Annotated in this window: 16 protein-coding genes and 1 pseudogene; 8 read left to right on the forward strand and 9 right to left on the reverse strand. The window is 70.6% G+C overall.

Annotation, left to right across the window (positions count from 1 at the left end):
- The first annotated feature begins 252 nt into the window (after positions 1–252).
- The 4 genes from ppdK to ACFPZI_RS36015 all read left to right on the forward strand — a co-directional run bounded on the left by ppdK (position 253) and on the right by ACFPZI_RS36015 (position 4,472).
- Positions 253–3,015 (forward strand): pyruvate, phosphate dikinase, encoded by a 2,763-nt coding sequence (gene ppdK / locus ACFPZI_RS36000; RefSeq protein WP_381371365.1) that lies wholly within the window; start codon positions 253–255, stop codon positions 3,013–3,015.
- A 215-nt stretch (positions 3,016–3,230) separates the two neighbouring features.
- Complete coding sequence (locus ACFPZI_RS36005; RefSeq protein ID WP_381371366.1) at positions 3,231–3,815, forward strand: ArsR/SmtB family transcription factor; 585 nt, start codon at positions 3,231–3,233, stop codon at positions 3,813–3,815.
- 14 nt (positions 3,816–3,829) lie between these two features.
- Positions 3,830–4,027 carry a hypothetical protein gene (locus ACFPZI_RS36010; RefSeq protein ID WP_381371367.1) on the forward strand — a complete coding sequence of 66 codons (198 nt, stop codon included), beginning with the start codon at positions 3,830–3,832 and terminating at the stop codon, positions 4,025–4,027.
- A gap of 43 nt (positions 4,028–4,070) precedes the next feature.
- Positions 4,071–4,472: an Imm10 family immunity protein gene (locus ACFPZI_RS36015; RefSeq protein WP_381371368.1), complete on the forward strand. Its 402-nt coding sequence runs from the start codon at positions 4,071–4,073 to the stop codon at positions 4,470–4,472.
- Positions 4,473–4,752: 280 nt separating this feature from the next.
- Here the strand turns inward: ACFPZI_RS36015 and ACFPZI_RS36020 are convergent, their stop codons facing one another.
- Positions 4,753–5,421 carry a hypothetical protein gene (locus tag ACFPZI_RS36020; RefSeq protein ID WP_381371369.1) on the reverse strand — a complete coding sequence of 223 codons (669 nt, stop codon included), beginning with the start codon at positions 5,419–5,421 and terminating at the stop codon, positions 4,753–4,755.
- A gap of 287 nt (positions 5,422–5,708) precedes the next feature.
- Here ACFPZI_RS36020 and ACFPZI_RS36025 point away from each other — a divergent pair, with 287 nt between their 5' ends.
- On the forward strand, positions 5,709–5,906 hold the full coding sequence (locus ACFPZI_RS36025) for a hypothetical protein (protein ID WP_381371370.1): 198 nt from the start codon (positions 5,709–5,711) through the stop codon (positions 5,904–5,906).
- Positions 5,907–6,018: 112 nt separating this feature from the next.
- On the opposite strand, the gene ACFPZI_RS36030 is transcribed toward ACFPZI_RS36025, so the two are convergent.
- Positions 6,019–6,504 carry an excalibur calcium-binding domain-containing protein gene (locus ACFPZI_RS36030; RefSeq protein ID WP_381371371.1) on the reverse strand — a complete coding sequence of 162 codons (486 nt, stop codon included), beginning with the start codon at positions 6,502–6,504 and terminating at the stop codon, positions 6,019–6,021.
- Between the two features lie 217 nt (positions 6,505–6,721).
- Positions 6,722–7,879, reverse strand: a complete 1,158-nt coding sequence (locus tag ACFPZI_RS36035; protein ID WP_381371372.1) for an alkaline phosphatase PhoX — start codon at positions 7,877–7,879, stop codon at positions 6,722–6,724.
- A 203-nt stretch (positions 7,880–8,082) separates the two neighbouring features.
- Between ACFPZI_RS36035 and ACFPZI_RS36040 the strand changes: the two genes are divergently transcribed.
- The 3 genes from ACFPZI_RS36040 (at position 8,083) to ACFPZI_RS36050 (ending at position 10,328) form a co-directional block, all read left to right on the forward strand.
- Entirely contained in the window at positions 8,083–9,012 is a 930-nt protein-coding gene (locus ACFPZI_RS36040; RefSeq protein ID WP_381371373.1) for an oxidoreductase, read from the forward strand.
- 226 nt (positions 9,013–9,238) lie between these two features.
- Complete coding sequence (locus ACFPZI_RS36045; RefSeq protein ID WP_381371374.1) at positions 9,239–10,021, forward strand: sulfite exporter TauE/SafE family protein; 783 nt, start codon at positions 9,239–9,241, stop codon at positions 10,019–10,021.
- Positions 10,022–10,103: 82 nt separating this feature from the next.
- On the forward strand, positions 10,104–10,328 hold the full coding sequence (locus ACFPZI_RS36050; protein WP_381371375.1) for a DUF2283 domain-containing protein: 225 nt from the start codon (positions 10,104–10,106) through the stop codon (positions 10,326–10,328).
- Between the two features lie 125 nt (positions 10,329–10,453).
- On the opposite strand, the gene ACFPZI_RS36055 is transcribed toward ACFPZI_RS36050, so the two are convergent.
- From ACFPZI_RS36055 to ACFPZI_RS36080, 6 genes and pseudogenes are all read right to left on the reverse strand, one after another.
- The gene (locus ACFPZI_RS36055) at positions 10,454–11,119 is read right to left on the reverse strand and encodes a class F sortase (RefSeq protein ID WP_381371376.1); all 666 of its coding nucleotides are present in this window, start codon (positions 11,117–11,119) and stop codon (positions 10,454–10,456) included.
- A gap of 113 nt (positions 11,120–11,232) precedes the next feature.
- Positions 11,233–11,814: a hypothetical protein gene (locus tag ACFPZI_RS36060; protein ID WP_381371377.1), complete on the reverse strand. Its 582-nt coding sequence runs from the start codon at positions 11,812–11,814 to the stop codon at positions 11,233–11,235.
- Positions 11,815–12,106: 292 nt separating this feature from the next.
- Positions 12,107–12,229, reverse strand: coding sequence for a molybdopterin dinucleotide binding domain-containing protein (locus ACFPZI_RS36065; protein ID WP_381371404.1), 123 nt, complete (start codon positions 12,227–12,229; stop codon positions 12,107–12,109).
- Positions 12,230–12,256: 27 nt separating this feature from the next.
- A pseudogene (locus tag ACFPZI_RS36070) lies at positions 12,257–12,463 on the reverse strand (hypothetical protein); the annotation flags it as partial.
- 740 nt (positions 12,464–13,203) lie between these two features.
- Positions 13,204–14,409 carry an esterase/lipase family protein gene (locus tag ACFPZI_RS36075; protein ID WP_381371378.1) on the reverse strand — a complete coding sequence of 402 codons (1,206 nt, stop codon included), beginning with the start codon at positions 14,407–14,409 and terminating at the stop codon, positions 13,204–13,206.
- A gap of 569 nt (positions 14,410–14,978) precedes the next feature.
- On the reverse strand, positions 14,979–15,713 hold the full coding sequence (locus tag ACFPZI_RS36080) for a SanA/YdcF family protein (RefSeq protein WP_381371379.1): 735 nt from the start codon (positions 15,711–15,713) through the stop codon (positions 14,979–14,981).
- Between the last annotated feature and the right edge of the window lie 127 nt (positions 15,714–15,840).

Below are 15,840 nucleotides of genomic sequence, written 5' to 3' on the forward strand. Positions count from 1 at the left end.
ATCGTTCATCGAGCGAAATCAAACGTGCTGATTGTCGCTCAAATGAGCGGTCGGAGTGCTCAATCCGGAGCTGGTGCCTTCAAGAAGTGAACACATGCGGCTGTGAGAGCTTGCCAAGCTTTGACTTTCGATCCCGTGGCGGCGGAGTGGTCACAGGCGCATGACGCACGTGTGGACGTACCCAGATGCCTTTGATCTGGGTATGTTCCTGCCCGTCAGGGCAGCCACCGCGTCCTCGAGGAGTCGAGACCCGTGTCGGAAAACAAAGATCCCCACGTAGGCCAGCAGGGTCACAGCGTTGAGAGCGTGAAGTTCGTCTACGACTTCACCGAGGGCAACAAGGACCTCAAGGACCTCCTCGGTGGCAAAGGTGCGAACCTCGCCGAGATGACCAATCTGGGTCTTCCCGTCCCTCCCGGCTTCACCATCACCACAGAGGCCTGCAAGGTCTACCTGGAGAGCGGCGCGGAGCCTGCGGCACTGCGTGACGAGGTGAGTGCGCACCTCGACGCCCTCGAAGCGACGATGGGCAAGAAGCTCGGCCAGCCCGATGACCCGCTCCTGGTGTCGGTCCGCTCCGGAGCCAAGTTCTCCATGCCGGGCATGATGGACACCGTCCTCAACATCGGCCTCTCCGACAAGTCCGTGCAGGGACTGGCGAAGCAGGCCGGCGACGACCGCTTCGCCTGGGACTCCTACCGGCGTCTCATCCAGATGTTCGGCAAGACCGTCCTCGGCGTCGACGGCGAACTGTTCGAGGACGCGCTGGACGCGGCGAAGGCGGCCAAGAAGGTCACGGTCGACACCGAGCTGGAGGCCGCCGACCTCAAGAAGCTGGTCACCAAGTTCAAGAAGATCGTCAAGACCGAGGCCGGCCGGGACTTCCCGCAGGACCCGCGCGAGCAGATGGACCTCGCCATCCACGCGGTCTTCGACTCCTGGAACACCGACCGGGCCAAGCTCTACCGCCGCCAGGAGCGCATCCCGCACGACCTGGGCACGGCCGTCAACGTCTGCTCCATGGTCTTCGGCAACCTCGGTCCGACTGCGACCTCCAGGGGCGGCGGCACCGGCGTCGCCTTCACCCGCGACCCCGCCTCCGGCCACCAGGGCGTCTACGGCGACTACCTGGAGAACGCCCAGGGCGAGGACGTGGTGGCGGGCATCCGCAACACCGTGCCGCTCGCGGAGCTGGAGCGGATCGACAAGAAGTCGTACGACCAGCTGATGCAGATCATGGAGACGCTGGAGAACCACTACAGGGATCTCTGCGACATCGAGTTCACCATCGAGCGCGGCCAGCTGTGGATGCTCCAGACCCGCGTCGGCAAGCGCACCGCGGGCGCGGCCTTCCGTATCGCCACCCAGCTCGTCGACCAGGGGCTGATCGACGAGGCCGAGGCGCTCATCCGCGTCACCGGCGCGCAGCTCGCCCAGCTGATGTTCCCGCGCTTCGACGAGGACGCGAAGGTCGAGCGGGTCGGGCGCGGCATCGCGGCCTCGCCGGGCGCGGCGGTCGGCAAGGCGGTCTTCGACTCGTACACGGCCGTCAAGTGGTCCCGCTCCGGCGAGAAGGTCATCCTGGTCCGCCGTGAGACCAACCCCGACGACCTGGACGGCATGATCGCCGCCGAGGGCATCCTCACCTCCCGCGGCGGCAAGACCTCCCACGCGGCCGTCGTCGCGCGCGGCATGGGCAAGACCTGTGTGTGCGGCGCCGAGGAGCTCGAGGTCGACACCAAGCGCCGCCGGATGACCGTCCCCGGCGGGCACGTCGTCGAGGAAGGCGACCTGATCTCCATCGACGGCTCGACCGGCAAGGTCTACCTCGGCGAGGTCCCGGTCGTGCCCTCCCCGGTCGTGGAGTACTTCGAGGGCCGGATGCACCCCGGTGCCGACGACGCCGACGAGCTGGTCGAGGCCGTCCACCGGATGATGGCCTTCGCCGACCGCAAGCGCCGGCTGCGCGTGCGCGCCAACGCCGACAACGCCGAGGACGCGCTGCGCGCCCGCCGCTTCGGCGCCCAGGGCATCGGCCTGTGCCGCACCGAGCACATGTTCCTCGGCGACCGGCGCGAGCTGGTGGAGCGGCTGATCCTGGCCGACACCCAGGAAGAGCGCGAGGAGTCCCTCAAGGCGCTGCTGCCGCTGCAGAGGAAGGACTTCGTCGAGCTGTTCGAGGGGATGGACGGCCTCCCGGTCACCGTCCGGCTCCTCGACCCGCCGCTGCACGAGTTCCTGCCCGACATCACCGAACTGTCGGTCCGCGTGGCCCTCGCCGAGTCCCGTCAGGAGCCGCACGAGAACGAGCTGCGCCTCCTCCAGGCGGTGCACCGGCTGCACGAGCAGAACCCGATGCTGGGCCTGCGCGGCGTCCGGCTCGGTCTGGTCATCCCCGGCCTGTTCACCATGCAGGTACGGGCCATCGCGGAGGCGGCGGCCGAGCGCAAGAGCGCCAAGGGCGACCCGCGCGCCGAGATCATGATCCCGCTGGTCGGCACGGTCCAGGAGCTGGAGATCGTCCGCGAGGAGGCCGACAGGGTCATCGCGGAGGTCGAGGAGGCCACCGGCACGAAGCTGAAGCTCGCCATCGGCACGATGATCGAGCTGCCGCGAGCCGCGCTGACCGCCGGCCAGATCGCGGAGGCCGCGGAGTTCTTCTCCTTCGGCACGAACGACCTCACCCAGACGGTGTGGGGCTTCAGCCGGGACGACGTGGAGGCCAGCTTCTTCACCGCGTACCTGGAGAAGGGCATCTTCGGTGTCTCCCCGTTCGAGACCATCGACCGGGACGGTGTCGGCTCCCTGGTGAAGCTCGCCGCCAAGGCCGGCCGCGAGACCCGCCCCGACCTCAAGCTCGGCGTCTGCGGCGAGCACGGCGGCGACCCGGAGTCCGTCCACTTCTTCCACGAGGTGGGCCTGGACTACGTCTCCTGCTCACCGTTCCGCATCCCGGTCGCCCGCCTGGAGGCCGGCCGCGCGGCGGTCACCTCGAAGGGCAGCGACCACCGCTGAGCCCTGAGCCCCGGATCTCCGGGGCGTGTCAAGCCCCGGAGCCGTTGCCTGTCACCCGACCACCCTCACCGATCGGCAACGGCTCCGGACCACAAAGAGAACGGCGGCACCCGTGCGGGGGTGCCGCCGTTTCTCATGCCGTCCGATCCCATGCTGTCGAACGACTTGCAAAGAAAGCATTGCAATCACTTCTTTGCAACGCTACCTTTGTAGGCATGAGTGAGCCCCAGGACCCGCAGATCCGCAGTCTCGACGCCCGCTCCCTGCGCGGGCTCGCACACCCGCTGCGCATGCAGCTGCTGGACGCCCTGCGCTTCGGCGGCCCGGCCACCGCGTCCCAGCTCGCCGCGAAACTGGGCGAGTCGAGCGGTGCGACCAGCTACCACCTGCGGCAGCTCGCCGCGTACGGCTTCATCGAGGACGCCCCCGAGCGCGGCAAGGGCAGGGAGCGGTGGTGGAAGGCGGTCCACAAGGGTCTGAGATTCGACGACGCACTGCTCACCGACGCCAGCCCGGAGGTACGCGGGGCTGCCGACCTGTACCTCCACGAGGTCGCGACCACCCAGACCCGGGACCTCTCGACCTGGCTGGGCAACCGCCTGACCTGGCCGGAGGAGTGGAACCGCACCTGGGACATGAGCAGCGCGACGCTGCGGCTGACGCCCGAACTGACCCGGGAGCTCGTCGAGAAGATGCACGCGCTCGTCGACACCTACCGCGACCGGGCCGCCGGCGAGGACGACGCCGACGCCGCCCAGGTACGCATCCACACCCACGCGTTCCCCCTCACCACGGACTGAAAGGCCACGACCCGATGCACCCCGAGACCCACCTCGCCCTGCACCGCATCCGCGCCGCCGAACTCCGTACCGAAGCCGACGCATACCGTCTCGCCGCAGCGACCCGTTGCCCCTGGCGTCCCCAGCGCCTCCGCACCCGCCTCGGCTGGACCCTGGTGGAAGTCGGCCTGCGCCTGGCCGCCGCACCCAGGTCGGCAGTCGCTGTGCCGTAGCCCCTGTTCTCCGCCGCTGTTGAAGGGCTGCTAAAACGACGTCATGACCTATCGTTTCGTCGCATGCGATGTCGGCGCGGAGACAGATCCCGACGGCTACTTCATCGAGGCCGGCATCGCAGATCTGGACGGCTTCGTCATGTTGTTCCAGTGCGGCGGGGACGAGCCCGATGAGCAGGAGGTGTCCCTCGGCTTCGATACGCACTGCCTGGTCACGGCGGACCAGGGGACCGCGTACGGATGCGTGCGGGCGGCAGAGCTGATCGGCAACGTTCTCCGTGTATCTCTGGACCCGGCCGCGCTTTTGGACCTGGGTCTGGACGACCCGGAGATCGAAGCTGTCCTCGACGTACCGGCCGAGGCCATTGCCCGATTCCGCGAGATCCTGGCGAAGGTTCTCGCCTACGGCCGTGCGGACGCCCGTCCCCTGCGGGTCTCGGTCTGACGGGCTGAGGAGCAACAAATGACCTATTACCCCGACCTGACGTGATACTCCTACGACGAGTCGAACCAGGAGATGCTCAACGTCGGCTGGTTGGCGCCAGAGCACGGATACCGTTCCTGGTCTGAGGTTCCCCCGAGGTGCGGGGAAGTCTGACAGCAGGTCGGATGGGTCTCATGAGAGGAGCCCAGACGATGCCTGGCCCGAGGAAGTACCCGCTGTGCCTGTGCGGTTACCAGGCAAGGACGGTGACGAGAGCGGCGGTGGTTGTGCCGCCACGGGGTCAGGGCCGACGGGCGAGGACGTCGTTGATGCGGGAGGCGTCGACGACCCAGGCCGCGGCGGCCGGCGCTATGAAGCCGAGCACGGTCTGGATGTCGTCCCGGCGGGCTTCGAGCGGCAGGTGCCAGATGCCCTCATGGTGGGCGATGCGGTTGCGGAACTTGTGCAGCCGCTTGACCGGGTCTTCCACCGTGGGCAGGGCACGGTTGGGAGCGTGGGGGAAGGCGCCGGCCAGGTCGGGCCAGAGGTTGGCCCGGTACTGGCGGGCCAACAGGAAGCGCCAGAAGCCGAAGCTCAGCTCAGCGATGATCTTTCCGCGTGGGACGACCGGGGTGTTCCTGCCAGCGCGTTGCCGGGCCTGGGCGATGTCGCTGCGGGCGTTGCCGCTGAGCGGGACCGCCGTGTCGACATACCACTCTGCGGTGCGGCCCCGGCGCTGCTGGCGGGCGACGAGCCGGGCATCGAGCGCGTTGCGCAGCATGATCTCCAGGTGGCCCAGCGGTTCGAAGAACGCTGCGGCGAGGTCGCTGTTCCACCGATACAGCGCGAGAGCGGCGGCGGTGTCGCCGGTGCACGCGGTCAGGTAGGGGTTCAGCCGGTCGGGGCTGATCAGCTCGACGACGGCCTTGTCGTCGGGCGGCTTGATGCTGGTGGGCGGCGTGCTGTGCATGGTGGGGCAATCGTAGGTACACTGGGCGACGAAGACCCTGGAATCGTCCCTGGTAGCCCTCGAAAGTGGGCAGGCCATACCCCCAGGGTTCAGACCTCAAGTCGAAGGCCGTCCGGATCACCCGGGCGGCCTTCGCTCTGTCTTGGGCCTCAGTGCCGACGGTGCCGCCCTCGGCGGATGGTGGGTTTGGCCCTGATTCCTGGACGGCCAGTGGGGGCATGCCCATCTCCGGCCATGGCGGAACTTCTCACTTCTGAGGACGGACTGAGGAAGTCAGTCATGAGGGCATGACTTTCGCGCTCATCGAAGGAGAGAGCGTCCGGGTAGGCAGTAACTTCTACTTCGACTGCCAGTCGGTCGCCTACCTCCGCAGCGGGGACATTCGTGACATGTCCGTTGGTGCGGGCTACGTGTGCGTCGACGGAGAGACCGGGAGGTGCCGCATGCTGGGCGCCGTCGAGTCGGCTGAGCTCGACTTTTTCTGACATGGCCGCACCTGCGGCCTCGCGGCGTCATGAGGTCGCGTGTCGCCGGTCCGTGTCCGAAGTGGGCGACACCTTGTACGGGTGTCGCCCACTTCGTGGCTGTCGGAGATTCTCAGTCGGTGCTGCGGCGCCTGCGGGCTGCGAGCAGGACACCGCCGCCCGCCAGGACGACGGCCGCGCCGCCGGCCGCGATGTACGGGGTGGCGCTGTTGCCGCCGGTCTCGGCGAGGTCGGTGCCGCTGCCCTTTTCGGTGGCGGCCTTTTCGCCGGAGCCGGAGCCGGAGCCGGTTTCGGTGTCGGAGCCGGTGCCGGAGCCGGTGGCGCCGTCGTCCGAGCCGCTGTCCGTGGCGGTGTCCTTGTCGTCGGCGGAGACGAAGCCCGCGGGTGCGTTGTCGCAGCCGACGCCGTCGCCGTCGCGGTCCAGGTGCTTGCCGTAGTGCTCGTCGCCCGAGGAGATGTTCTTGTAACCCTTGCTGTACGCCTCGGTGCAGTTCTTGAACGGGTGGCTGCCTTCGTGGGCCATGGAGGCAGTGGCGGGCAGCGTGGCCAGGGCGAGTGCGGCGACGGTGACGGCGGCGGACTTGTAGGACAGGTTCACAGGGGTGCCCCCAGGTATGTGCGGATATCCGGCAGCGTGCCCCCGTCCGGGACGGTCTGCCGGGTGTGAGCTGCTGACGGTAGGGGAGGGGCTGGGGGAGGGTGTGGGGGTTTTGTGGACCTGTGATGCGAACGTGACGTGACCGGACGGTAGCTCTCCGCTCATGTCGGTGCGTTCTGTGTACCGGCATGAGCGGAGAGCGGAGGGCGGGGAGCCGTTATGTGCGGAAGGGGCCCTTCACCTCGTACGTGATGCCGCCCGACGAACTGCCGCTCGTGCCGCGCTGGCTGGAGAAGTACAGGCGGGTGCCGTCGGGGGAGAAGGCCGGGCCGGTGATCTCGGAGCCGGACTGGCCGCTCACCTGGAGGAAGGGGGCCACGATGTCGTCGGGGGTGATGACGCAGATCTCCATGTTTCCGCCGTCCTCGGCCACGAAGAGGTCGCCTGAGGCGGAGCCGGTGACGTTGTCGACGCCGGTCAGGGGAGCCGAGCCGCCCGTCACCAGGGAGTCGTCGTAGGCGAGTTCGATGGTCTGGGCGGAGGCGTTGTACTGCCAGACGCGGTTGTCGCCCTTGGTGGTGAACCAGCAGGTGTTGTTCGCGTAGTGGCAGCCCTCGCCGCCGTTGAAGCGCTTGGCGCCGGAGACCTGGTTGCGGGTCGCGGTGGCCCCGGACGGGTCCGGGACCGCCGCCCAGCTCACCGGGCCGCTCGTGCCGCTGCCCGCCACCAGCACCTCCAGGGTGCCGGAGGACAGGTCGCCCCACGTCGTGGGACGGAAGCGGTAGAAGCAGCCGTCCGAGACGTCCTCGGTCAGGTAGACGGCCTTGCGGACCGGGTCGGCGGCCGCCGCCTCGTGCTTGAAGCGGCCCATCGCGTCCCGGCGGACCGCCGCCTTCGTCCCCCACGGGTCGGTCTCGTAGACGTAGCCGCGGTCCACCTCCTCGCAGGACAGCCAGGTGTTCCACGGAGTGCTGCCGCCCGCGCAGTTCTGCCGGGTGCCGGACAGGATGCGGTACGCGCCCGTGACGGCGCCGGTGGCCGAGAAACGCACCGCGCCCGCGCCGCCGGAGGGGTTGATCTCCGAGTTGGAGACGTAGATCCAGCCGCTGCCGTCCGCGTAACAGGCGCCCCCGTCAGGGGCGTTGTGCCAGGTGTACGACGTGCCCGGGACCTGCTGGCCGGAACGGGCGATCACTCTGCTGGTGAACCCGGCCGGCAGCCGGATCCCGTTGGCGTCCGCCGCGCCGAGCGCGCCGTACGGGCCCGTGCCGGGCTGGGCGGGTGCCGCGTACGCGGCGCTGTGCCAGAGTGCGCCACCGAGGACCGCGCCGGCGCCGCCCATGGCGCTCGCACGAAGGAAGGTACGACGTTCCACTGTCGCTCCCAAAGGTGCCGTGAACCGTCCCGCCACCGGTCGGTGACGGGGGCGTGCGGTGGGGAACCTAGGCGTATGGAATGAACATGCCATAAATGTGGTCGTACGGGGGGATGACCGGCTGCCGCGCGGCGGGTACCCGGCTCTCGTAGGGTGACCACGGAGGGCCGTACAGGTGCGACGCCGGCGGAGGGAGTCCGGCCATGTCCGGATGGAACGCGAACGACATTCCCGATCAGGGCGGGCGCCTGGCCGTCGTCACCGGGGCCAACAGCGGGCTCGGTCATGTCGCGGCGCGGGAACTGGCCCGTGCGGGGGCGCGGGTGGTGCTCGCCTGCCGGAGTGAGGCGCGCGGCCGGGACGCCCTGAACCTGCTGCGCGGCGAGGTACCGGGCGCCGAGGCCGAGGTGCGGCGACTGGACCTCGGGGACCTGGCCTCCGTGCGGGAGTTCGCGACCGCCCTTTCGGGCGAGCGGGTCGATCTGCTGCTCAACAACGCCGGGGTGATGGCGCTGCCCTACGGGACGACCGCGGACGGGTTCGAGACCCAGTTCGGAGTCAATCACCTGGGGCACTTCGCCCTCACCGGACTGCTGCTGCCCGCGCTGCTCGCGGCGCCGGGCGCGCGGATCGTGACCGTGTCCAGCATGACCCACGCGATGGCCAACATCGATGCGCGCGACCTCAACAGCGAGCGCGGCTACCGGCGTTGGGTCGCCTATGCCCGCTCCAAGTCGGCCAACCTGCTCTTCACGCACGAACTGGCCCGCAGGCTGGCGGCGTACGGCAGCGACGTGGTGGCGGCAGCCGCTCATCCCGGGTACGCGGCCACCAACCTCCAGACCGCGGGGCCGAGGGCCGAGGGACGCCGGATCGCCGAGCGGGTGATGCGGCTCGGCAACCGGATCGTCGCCCAGTCCGCCGAGGCCGGCGCGTTGCCCCTGCTGTACGCCGCGACCAGGCCCGGCGTACGCCCCGACGCGTTCATCGGCCCGTCCTTCGCCCTGTGGCGCGGGGCGCCCGCACCGTCCTGGCGGGCACCCTGGACCCTCGACGACGCGATGGGGGAGCGGCTCTGGGCGGCCTCGGAGGAGCTGACGGGGGTGACGTACGACCTGCCCGGCGTCCGGTGAGCCCCCGGGCCCCGCCGGGCCCGTCCCGTCAGGTCAGGCTGCTTTTACCCGGCGGCATCCCCTCTGTTTCCCGCGCGGAACGCTGCCCTCAGCGGGGGCGGGGGGCGGATGTGAGGGTTCGGGGCGCGCGGCGGAGGGGTGCGAGGAGGCGCTGTGAGGAGCCTCAACCTCAGGAAACGCTCATCTTGATGGACGGCACAACTATCCGCTCCATAGGGTCGCGCTCATGCCCGACATCTCGCTGACCACGGTCGTTCTCCTCTGCCTCGCGGCGCTCGCCGCCGGCTGGATCGATGCCGTGGTCGGTGGTGGCGGACTCCTGCTCCTGCCCGCGCTGCTGCTCGGCCTGCCCGCCGGCACCCCCGCCGCCCACGCCCTGGGCACCAACAAGGCGGTCGCCATCGTCGGCACCACCGGCGCGGCGATCACCTACGCCCGCAAAGCACCCGTCGACGTACGGACCGCCGTACGCATCGGGCTGGCCGCCCTCGCCGGATCCTCGGGCGGAGCCTTCCTCGCCGCCGGGATGAGCACCGAGGTCCTCAAACCGGTGATCATGGTGGTACTGCTCGCCGTCGCCGCCTTCGTCATCCTGCGCCCAAGCTTCGGCACCGCGCCGAAACCCGGCCCGGTCTCCCGCCGCCGCGTCCTCGCCGCGATCGGGTTCGGCGGCCTGGGCATCGGCTTCTACGACGGACTCATCGGCCCCGGCACCGGAACGTTCCTCGTCCTGGCGCTCACCGCCCTGCTCCACCTCGACCTCGTCACCGCGTCCGCCACCGCGAAGATCGTCAACTGCTGCACCAACGCCGGCGCGCTGGCGATGTTCGCCTGGCAGGGCGCGGTGCTGTGGCAACTGGCGGGCCTGATGGCCGTGTTCAACCTGGCGGGCGGCACCCTCGGCGCCCGCACGGCCCTGAAGAAGGGCAGCGGCTTCGTCCGCGTCGTCCTGCTGACGGTCGTCTTCGCCCTGGTGGCGAACATGGCGTACGAACAGTGGCTGGCCTGAGGACCGGCACCTCGCCCGGCCAACAGGGCCAAAAACGCCGTGTCCGTCGGCCGCGACCGACCTCGATCCCCCGGAGGAAACCATGCACATCGCATACGACCGGGACAACGACACCGCGTACGTCTCCCTCGCCGCCCGCATCCCGGACGGCGCCGCCGTCCGCCAGGTCCCCGTCGAGGGGCTTGCGGCGGAGGCCGAAGTCGTCCTCGACGTGGACGGGGCCGGCCGGCTGCTGGGATTCGAGGTCATCGGGGCCAGGGCCGGCCTCCCGGCCGAGCTTCTCGACGGGGCTGCTCCCGCCGGCTGACCGAGGTTCGGACTGGGCCGGTGTCACGCTTGCCGGTGCCGGTGCCGGTGCCGGTGCCGGTGCCGGTGCCGGTTGCCGTCGGCGGGAGGCGGAGCAGGCCAACCCTGTGCGGCGGAACGTCGGGCTCAGCGGCTGCTCGTCAGGTGGGCGTAGACGACGACGTTGCCCCGGTAGCCGGTGGTGCGTGAGTAGCCTCCGCCGCAGGTGATGATCCGCAGCTCCGGGCGGTTCGCCGCGCCGTACACCTGCTCGTCGGGGAAGTCCCGGGCGTCGTACACCGCGACGGCGTGCACGGTGAACACGGCGGTGCTGCCGTCGCGCCGGTCCACCTCGACGGTGCCGCCCTTGCGCAGGGCGCCCAGGGAGTAGAAGACGGCGGGGCCGTCGGCGTTGTCGACATGGCCCGCGACGACCGCGGTGCCCGTCTCGCCGGGCGTGGTGCCGGCCTCGTACCAGCCGGCCAGGTTCGTCCGCTCGGGCGGCGGTACGTCGAGGCTGCCGGTGCTCGTCAGGCCGAGGCCCGTCAGGGGCGCGTCCACGCCGATCGCGGGGATGCGGATCCGGTCGGGCGGGGAGGGCGGCAGTGCGGCGGCCTGCCCGAAGGGGCGTCCCGAGTCGTATCCGGCGGGCGCGGAGTGCGCCTGGGCGGCGGACGGCTGGGGCGGGACGTTCGTCGCGGCCCCCTCGCCCAGCAGCCACAGGCCGCAGCACAGGGCGAACACGCTCACCGAAGCTATGACCGTGTTGCCCGGGCTCCCGACCCGGCTGGACCTGCGGCGTATGCGGCGCATCGCGGACTGACCTCTTCGGAGTCGGCCCCGCGCCCCCTCCGGGCCGCGAGGGGCGTCGGACCCGGAGGGGGAGGGGACATGCGGTACGGCGGACGGGCGGCGGAGGGCGCCCGTCAGATCCCGTCGCCTCTCGCCCGGCGATGCAGGAGCCAGGTACCGCCCGCGGCGGCGACGGCGAGAGCCGTCACGCCGGCCGCGGTCTGCACGGGATCGGGGCCCAAGGCGCTGCCGACCCCCGTCTTCACAGTGCCCCGGGGATACACCGGCTGCGCCGCGGGCGTCAGCCTGACCACCAGGTCGCCGGTCACCCGCTGCCCGCCGGCGTCGCACGTCGCGACGATCTCGTACGTGCCCGGCTGCGCGCCCGGCGGCACCCGGAACCGCCCGGTCGAGTCCGGCTCGTCCGAGCCCGGCGCCAGCGTGAAACGGCCGGCGCCCACGGCGGTGGCGTCGCCCGCGACCGTGTCGTCGTCGCCGCACGCCGCGGTGTTCACCGTCACCTGCGCGCCGGCCACGACCAGGGCCGGGTGCAGTTCCAGGTCCCCGGCCGAGCTCCCGGCCGACGCGCCGTAGGGGGGTCCTGCGGGGGCGGCGGACTCCTCGGGGGACGCGTCGGGCGCCACGAGCAGTCCCGCGGCGACCACGGCGAGCGCGGGGCCGGCCAGACCGGTCAGCCGCCGGGCGGTATCTCGCATCGGTGCTCCCTCGGGCTCACGAAGGGGCCACGCCCGCGGCAACCTCGTGTGCCGCCGTCAGTCGCGTCCCCACTCGTCCGAGGTAAATGCCGGCGGGCGCGGCCCGCTCTCTGAGAGAGCGTCAAAAATGAGGTGAACGGGGGTCCGGCCGGCCCCGGCCGGACCCCCGTCCGTACCCGTTCTGGCAGGTCACGGCCGTGCCGCGGGCCCGGCCGGGGGAAAGAACCCGATGGGTGCGCCGCACGGCGGTGAACGGGTGAGGCGAGAGCGACAGCCCGATCGGGACGGGGGCTCAGAACCGGACCGTCTCCACCCGCACCGCGCACACCTTGAACTCCGGCACCCGCGACGTCGGGTCAAGGGCCGGACGGGTGAGGGTGTTCGCGCGGCCCTCGCCCGCCCAGTGGAACGGCATGAACACGGTGTCGGGGCGGATCGCGGTGGCGATCCGGTCCAGCGCCTCGTCCCAGCCGGCGGGCACCGGCGCGCCCGTCTCGCGGGACCGCGTCAGCGGCGAGGTCAGCCGCACGGCGGGGTCGAGCACCGCCGGTGCCGTACGCCCCTTGCCGCACAGCGCGCCCCGGTTCACCGGGAAGTCCGCGCGCTCGCTCACCCGGACGGTCCCGCCCGGCGCGCGCGTCAGATTCATCCCGCACTGCAGGGCGCAGTACGGGCAGTGCGTGGGCTCACGGTGCTCTGCATGCCACCCAGCGTGCGACGCACGTGTTACGCACCGCACCGGTCCCTGTTGCATCCCGGGTACGGCCACCTCCCCCGGGGAGAGGGAGCGCGGTGATGCCCAGGACGCGGCGAGGGGGCATCCTGTGCTCAGCTCCGCCTCCGGTACGGTCGCGGACCTGGTGGGTGACGGCACGGTGCCTGCTGCGAGGGCGGGGGACAGCGGAACGATCGGAGCAGCCGTCGCCCCGTGAGGGGCTTCTCCCTGTGGACATCACGAAGGGTGTCCGGGGCGGCCTCCCCGGCCTCGATGTCACTCATCACGTCAGTCATCAACTGTCGCTTCCAATTCGGGAGTTACACCGTTGACCGGGCTCTGTCTCACATGTGGCGGTGACGGTAAGCAGTTGCCGTGGCTGGCAGTAACACTCCCAGACCAGCACGGGTGACGCGACCGTCGACACCGTGTCCGTCCCGTTCGACGGTGCGTCTGCGACTGCTCTCCTCGGAGCTCGGACCAGGCACATCAACGATGACGTTCTGTCACCACCGCATGTGAGACAGAGCCGTTGACCGTACAGACCCAAGACTGGTCGGGTGGGGTGCTTTCTCAAGGAAGGTTGAGCGGGCTGGTCGGAGCGCGGATCGACGAAGGGGCTGCCGTCCGTCTGGTGTGAGCGGACGGCAGCCCCGGTCGGCGCGTGACGGGGATCAGTCGGGGAGCCGGTCCATGAGCCAGGTGCACAGCTCTTCGGTGATGGTCGTGTGCGCGGTGGTCGTGGACGAACAGCGGAAGTCGTCCAGCTCGCTCTCGTCCGGGTCCAGTCCGTTGATGTCCGCGTACAGGTCGTCCTGCGTCTCGATGTCGCGGATCGCGACCGCGCTGACCGAGGGGACGAAGCACACGTCCTCGTGCCGCAGGTCCGCCTTGCCGCCGAGCTTCTTCATCGCCTCGGCGAGGATCTTGTAGGTGTGCAGGGTTCCGCCCGGCGCGCCGTCCAGTTCCGGGAAGCCGCTGGTCGTGATGGTCTTCTCGGCCTTGGGGAGCCTGCGGTTGAGGTAGGCGGCCGTCACGTCGTCGCCCTGGGCCTGGGTGTAGAAGGTGGTGCCCGGGTAGATCCGGTCGACCCGCAGTGCGACGTCGCCGGGCTTCACGTCCGGCAGGCCGGCCCCGTCGGCGCGACCGTTCGCCACGGCGATCTTGAGCGGGATCATCGGCCAGCGTCCGACCCGGTCCAGGGCGGCCAGGAACTCCGTGCGCTCCGGGGCGACGCCGATCTTGCCGGTGTCCTTGTCGTAGTGCTGCCACAGCATCTGGCGGGCGGCCGGGCTGTTCATCTGCTTCGCGAAGTTGTTCGGGAGCGGGATGAAGTGCGAGAACGCCTGCACGCCGACCGGGATGGAAGCGCCGCGGTGGGGGCTGTCGTAGGAGAAGTACAGTGCGGTCCGGTGGTCCATCCGCTGCGTCTCCAGATGGGCGAGTGCGTAGCGGGTGACGATGCCGCCCATGCTGAAGCCGCCGACGATCAGACGGGCGTCGCCCTGCTGCTCGGCGATGGCCCGCATGATGGCGGCCTCGGCCGCCTGCGCGTTGTCCAGGATCGACGCGCTGCGCTCCTCGAAGCCGAGCAGGATCACGTCCCTGCCGCGTCGGCGCAGCTCGGTGATGAACGGGTAGCCGCTCTCCAGACCTTGGTAGAGCGCGTCGAGCCTGCTCCGGCCGAGGTTGAAGCCGTCGGCCATGATCACGGGCCGGACGAGGCCGCCGCGGTTGCCCTCGCCGGGGAAGACCCAGGCGAAGCCGTTGGGCAGGGGCCACTCGTCGTGCTCCGGTACCTCGACCGGTCCGGCGGGTTCGGCGGTCAGCGGACCACCGAGGGTGAACATACCGACGTTGGGCTCGGTCGTTTCGGACATGGTCGTCCTCCTCGCGTGAGGGGTGAGTGAGACGACGTCATCATGGGGGTAAATCAGGATGTATTGCTCTTCTGACCTGCGGGGTTCACCACATCTGATGGAGCGGGCACGGGAAGTGTTTGGCATACCCGGCATGTGCTGCCGGCCGGTTCTCACCGCTCGTCAGTTCTCCACCGATCGCACGCCGAGAAGGCACGACACAGCCGAGGAGAACCGTTCGTGCGACCACGTCTCCACCGTGCGCGCCGCAGGGCCGGAGGCACCCGATCGTCACAAGGACACCAGTCGACCCGACACCCATCAGGTCTCGCGCGACGTGGCGCCCAGCCTTCGACGAGAACGCCCGGCCTTCGCTGCGACAGGAGAAGCGGCCGAGCGGGCTGGTGAAGACCGGCCGGGACGGCGGGCCCTCGTCGTGCAGGCCGGCCAAGCGGTCGGCTTCCGCCTTCAGGCCGCCGATGGGGAGCCGGCGGGCCTGCCCGGTCCGGCGGCCCGCTCGGCCGGAAGGGCGGCCGTGATCCGTGTCGGGTCCGCCACGACGCGAGCATGCTGCGACCTGCGCGACACGGTCACCGTGCGGCCGACGGGGCACGGGTGCCGTCGAGGGCCCGCCGCACCCCCGGCTCCCTCGGGCCGAGGAAGTGGGGGTCCGGGCGGAAGGCCGCGTCCAGGGCCGCCTTGCCCGCGGCGAAGATCTCCCGGACGCCCCCGTAGTACCAGGTGACGTCGTGGTGGTCGTCGACGCCGACGCCGTACGAGGAGACCCCGGCCGCCCGGCACAGGGTGACCGCGCGCCGGATGTGGAAGCCCTGGCTGATCAGTACGGCCCGGTCCACACCGAAGATCTCCCTCGCGCGGACGCACGAGTCCCAGGTGTCGAAGCCCGCGTAGTCGCTGACGATCCGTGCGTCGGGCACGCCGTGCCGCGCCAGATAGGCGCGCATCGCGTCCGGCTCGTCGTAGTCCGCACGGCTGTTGTCGCCGGTGACCAGGACCACCTTGATCCTGCCCGCCCGGTACAGCTCGGCCGCCGCGTCCAGCCGGTGCGCGAGATACGGCGACGGCTCCCCGTCCCACAGGCCCGCGCCGAAGACCACGGCGACCTCGGTGCGGGGCACGTCGGCGGTGGTGTGCAGTCGGCCGTCCGCCGCCAGGCGCAGCCAGGTCGCCGGCAGCAGCGCCAGGACGCACGCCGCCATCCCCGCCTGCACCAGCCGCCGCCGGCCGGCCCGGGTACGCGGCAGGCGTGGCCGGCGGAGCCATCGGGCCCCGCCCGCCCTCGCGCGGCGCAACAGATGAAGCATGGGACGAGCGCCCTCCCCGGTCGGTCCTCGACGTCGAAGACGCCTCCGCGCGTCCTCCGGTTCAGCCGCGCCCTGTGATCAGCGGCACGACACGACACGGCACGGCACGGCACGCGGCACGGCACGC

This window comes from Streptomyces chlorus (assembly GCF_042655885.1).
GTDB classification, from domain to species: Bacteria; Actinomycetota; Actinomycetes; order Streptomycetales; family Streptomycetaceae; genus Streptomyces; species Streptomyces chlorus.

What these genes read in the sequence shown, in the direction of transcription:
- ACFPZI_RS36060 (WP_381371377.1), bottom strand. Translation starts at nt 11,814, where the DNA reads ATGCGAGATACCGCCCGGCGGCTGACCGGTCTGGCCGGCCCCGCGCTC.
- ACFPZI_RS36045 (WP_381371374.1), top strand. Translation starts at nt 9,239, where the DNA reads ATGCCCGACATCTCGCTGACCACGGTCGTTCTCCTCTGCCTCGCGGCG.
- ACFPZI_RS36075 (WP_381371378.1), bottom strand. Translation starts at nt 14,409, where the DNA reads ATGTCCGAAACGACCGAGCCCAACGTCGGTATGTTCACCCTCGGTGGT.
- ACFPZI_RS36040 (WP_381371373.1), top strand. Translation starts at nt 8,083, where the DNA reads ATGTCCGGATGGAACGCGAACGACATTCCCGATCAGGGCGGGCGCCTG.
- ACFPZI_RS36050 (WP_381371375.1), top strand. Translation starts at nt 10,104, where the DNA reads ATGCACATCGCATACGACCGGGACAACGACACCGCGTACGTCTCCCTC.
- ACFPZI_RS36055 (WP_381371376.1), bottom strand. Translation starts at nt 11,119, where the DNA reads ATGCGCCGCATACGCCGCAGGTCCAGCCGGGTCGGGAGCCCGGGCAAC.
- ACFPZI_RS36010 (WP_381371367.1), top strand. Translation starts at nt 3,830, where the DNA reads ATGCACCCCGAGACCCACCTCGCCCTGCACCGCATCCGCGCCGCCGAA.
- ACFPZI_RS36025 (WP_381371370.1), top strand. Translation starts at nt 5,709, where the DNA reads ATGACTTTCGCGCTCATCGAAGGAGAGAGCGTCCGGGTAGGCAGTAAC.
- ACFPZI_RS36005 (WP_381371366.1), top strand. Translation starts at nt 3,231, where the DNA reads ATGAGTGAGCCCCAGGACCCGCAGATCCGCAGTCTCGACGCCCGCTCC.
- ACFPZI_RS36015 (WP_381371368.1), top strand. Translation starts at nt 4,071, where the DNA reads ATGACCTATCGTTTCGTCGCATGCGATGTCGGCGCGGAGACAGATCCC.
- ACFPZI_RS36065 (WP_381371404.1), bottom strand. Translation starts at nt 12,229, where the DNA reads ATGCCGTTCCACTGGGCGGGCGAGGGCCGCGCGAACACCCTCACCCGT.
- ACFPZI_RS36020 (WP_381371369.1), bottom strand. Translation starts at nt 5,421, where the DNA reads ATGCACAGCACGCCGCCCACCAGCATCAAGCCGCCCGACGACAAGGCC.
- ACFPZI_RS36080 (WP_381371379.1), bottom strand. Translation starts at nt 15,713, where the DNA reads ATGCTTCATCTGTTGCGCCGCGCGAGGGCGGGCGGGGCCCGATGGCTC.